At 75.5% G+C, this 2,580-nt stretch carries 2 protein-coding genes and 1 pseudogene; all 3 read left to right on the top strand.

The annotated features are described in order from the left end of the window. Window positions 1-52: 52 nt before the first annotated feature. Window positions 53-1,312 carry an acylneuraminate cytidylyltransferase gene (locus FOE67_RS22435; RefSeq protein WP_182666657.1) on the top strand — a complete coding sequence of 420 codons (1,260 nt, stop codon included), beginning with the start codon at window positions 53-55 and terminating at the stop codon, window positions 1,310-1,312. After that, window positions 1,309-2,271 carry an N-acetylneuraminate synthase family protein gene (locus FOE67_RS22430; protein WP_182666656.1) on the top strand — a complete coding sequence of 321 codons (963 nt, stop codon included), beginning with the start codon at window positions 1,309-1,311 and terminating at the stop codon, window positions 2,269-2,271. Before FOE67_RS22435 ends, FOE67_RS22430 begins: the two co-directional genes overlap by 4 nt. 110 nt (window positions 2,272-2,381) lie before the next feature. Continuing rightward, window positions 2,382-2,580 (top strand): annotated as a pseudogene (locus tag FOE67_RS29640) (antitoxin); the annotation flags it as partial.

The raw sequence follows: 2,580 nt of genomic DNA, 5'->3' as shown, positions 1-2,580 counted from the left end.
CCCCCGGGAGGGGGCGCCGCTCCCCGGAAGGACCCCCGAGCGGGCCTCCGAGATGCGCGCCAGGACGACCGAGGCACCCACCGTGCTCGCCGTGATCCCCGCCCGCGGCGGATCCAAGGGCGTGCCGGGCAAGAACCTCGCCCCGGTCGGCGACGTGCCGCTGGTGGCCCGGGCCGTGCGCGCCTGCCGGGCGGCCCGCCTGGTCACCGCGACCGCGGTGTCCACCGACGACCCCGGCATCGCCGCCGCCGCCCGCGCCGCCGGCGCCGAGGTGATCGAGCGCCCCCCGAACATCTCCGGGGACACCGCCACCAGCGAGGCCGCCCTGCTGCACGCCCTGGACGCGTACGAGGAGCGGCACGAGACCACGGTGGACGTGGTGCTGCTGGTGCAGTGCACCAGCCCGTTCATCACCGCCGCGGAGGTGGACGGGGTCGCCTCGGCCGTCGTCGACGGCGCCGACACCGCGCTGACCGTGGCGCCGTTCCACGGCTTCCTGTGGCGCGAGGCCGCCGCCCGCCCCGCCGGCGGGTCGGCCGGCGGCGGCGCCCACGGCGTCAACCACGACAAGGCGTACCGCCCGCGCCGCCAGGACCGGCCGCTGGACCTGCTGGAGACCGGCACCGCCTACGCCATGCGCGCCGACGGGTTCCGGGCCGAACGCCACCGCTTCTTCGGCCGCACCGAACCGGTGCGCACCGACCCCGCCCGGGTGCTGGAGATCGACGATCCCCACGACCTGGCCCGCGCCCGGGCCCTGGCCCCGCTGCTGGACGGCACCGAGTCGTCCGCACCCCCCGCGCCCCCGCGGCCCGTGCGGGGCCGGTTGCCGCGCCGCGACGACATCGACGCGGTCGTACTCGACTTCGACGGCACCCAGACCGATGACCGGGTGTACGTCGACTCCGACGGACGGGAGACGGTCGCCGTGCACCGCGGCGACGGCCTGGGCATCGCCGCCCTGCGCCGCGCCGGGCTGCCGCTGCTGATCCTGTCCACGGAGGAGAACCCGGTCGTGGCCGCCCGGGCGCGCAAGCTGCGCGTCCCGGTGCTGCACGGCATCGACCGGAAGGACCTCGCCCTCAAGCAGTGGTGCGAGGAGCAGGCCGTCGCGCCGGAGCGGGTGCTCTACGTCGGCAACGACGTCAACGACCTGCCCTGTTTCGACCTGGTCGGTTGGCCCGTGGCCGTCGCCGACGCCCGGGACGCGGTGCTGGCCGCGGCCCGCACCGTCACCGCCGCCCCGGGTGGGGCCGGCGCGATCCGCGAGATCGCCTCGTGGATCCTCGGAAAGGAACTCATCCCGTCATGACCGCACACCTCTCCCCGGCCGCCCCGTCGAGCCCCCGGATCCGCACCCTCGGCGACCGCGAGGTGGGCCCGGGCCGCCCGGTCTACGTCACCGGCGAGATCGGCATCAACCACAACGGCGACCTGGAGAACGCCTTCGCGCTGATCGACGCCGCCGTCGAGGCCGGCTGCGACGCCGTGAAGTTCCAGAAGCGCACCCCGGAGATCTGCACCCCGCGCGACCAGTGGGACATCGAGCGGGACACCCCCTGGGGCCGGATGACCTACATCGACTACCGCCACCGCGTGGAGTTCGGCGAGGACGAGTACCGCGCCATCGACGAGTACTGCACCAAGCGCGGCATCCACTGGTTCGCCTCCCCGTGGGACACCGAGGCCGTCGCCTTCCTGGAGAAGTTCGACGTCCCCGCCCACAAGGTGGCCTCCGCCTCGCTGACCGACGACGAGCTGCTGCGCGCCCTGCGCGCCACCGGCCGCACGATCATCCTGTCCACCGGCATGTCCACCCCGGAGCAGATCCGGCACGCCGTGGAGGTCCTGGGCAGCGGCAACATCCTGCTGTGCCACGCCACCAGCACCTACCCCGCCAGGGCGGAGGAGCTGAACCTGCGGATGATCCACACCCTGCAGGCCGAGTACCCGAACGTGCCGATCGGCTACTCCGGTCACGAGACCGGCCTGCAGACCACCCTCGCGGCGGTCGCCCTGGGCGCCGTCTTCGTCGAGCGCCACATCACCCTGGACCGCGCGATGTGGGGCTCCGACCAGGCCGCCTCGGTGGAGCCGCAGGGCCTCTCCCGCCTGGTGCGCGACATCCGCACCATCGAGGAGTCCCTGGGCGACGGCGTGAAGCGGGTCTACGACAGCGAGCTGGGCCCGATGAAGAAGCTGCGCCGCGTCAAGGGCGAGGTCGCCGAGCGGGCCGAGCGCACCGCCGACGCCGAGCCGGCCGGCGTCTGATCCCGCCGGGCCCCCGGAACCCGCCGCCGGTCGCCGCGCCCGCGGCGACCGGCGGGGCGGGGGCCCTCGACACCGGGCGGGACGGTCCGCCCGACGGGGAGCGGGACGCGATGACGGACGGGAGCGGGGACAGTGCGACAGACGGGTCCGGCGGCCACACCGGCGCGCCCGGCACGGCCGACACCACCGCCACTCCGGCGGTCGGGGCCGGAACGGTCGGATTCGGGGCGGGGAGCCCTCCGGTGACGGCCGCCCCCGGCGTGGCGCCGACACCGGACGCCCCCGAGCCCGTGCCGGTACCCGCCGCCC

Origin of the sequence: Streptomyces calidiresistens, assembly GCF_014141525.1 — a bacterium.
Classification (GTDB): domain Bacteria; phylum Actinomycetota; class Actinomycetes; order Streptomycetales; family Streptomycetaceae; genus Streptomyces; species Streptomyces calidiresistens.
This window is presented reverse-complemented; position numbering and strand designations above follow the sequence as displayed.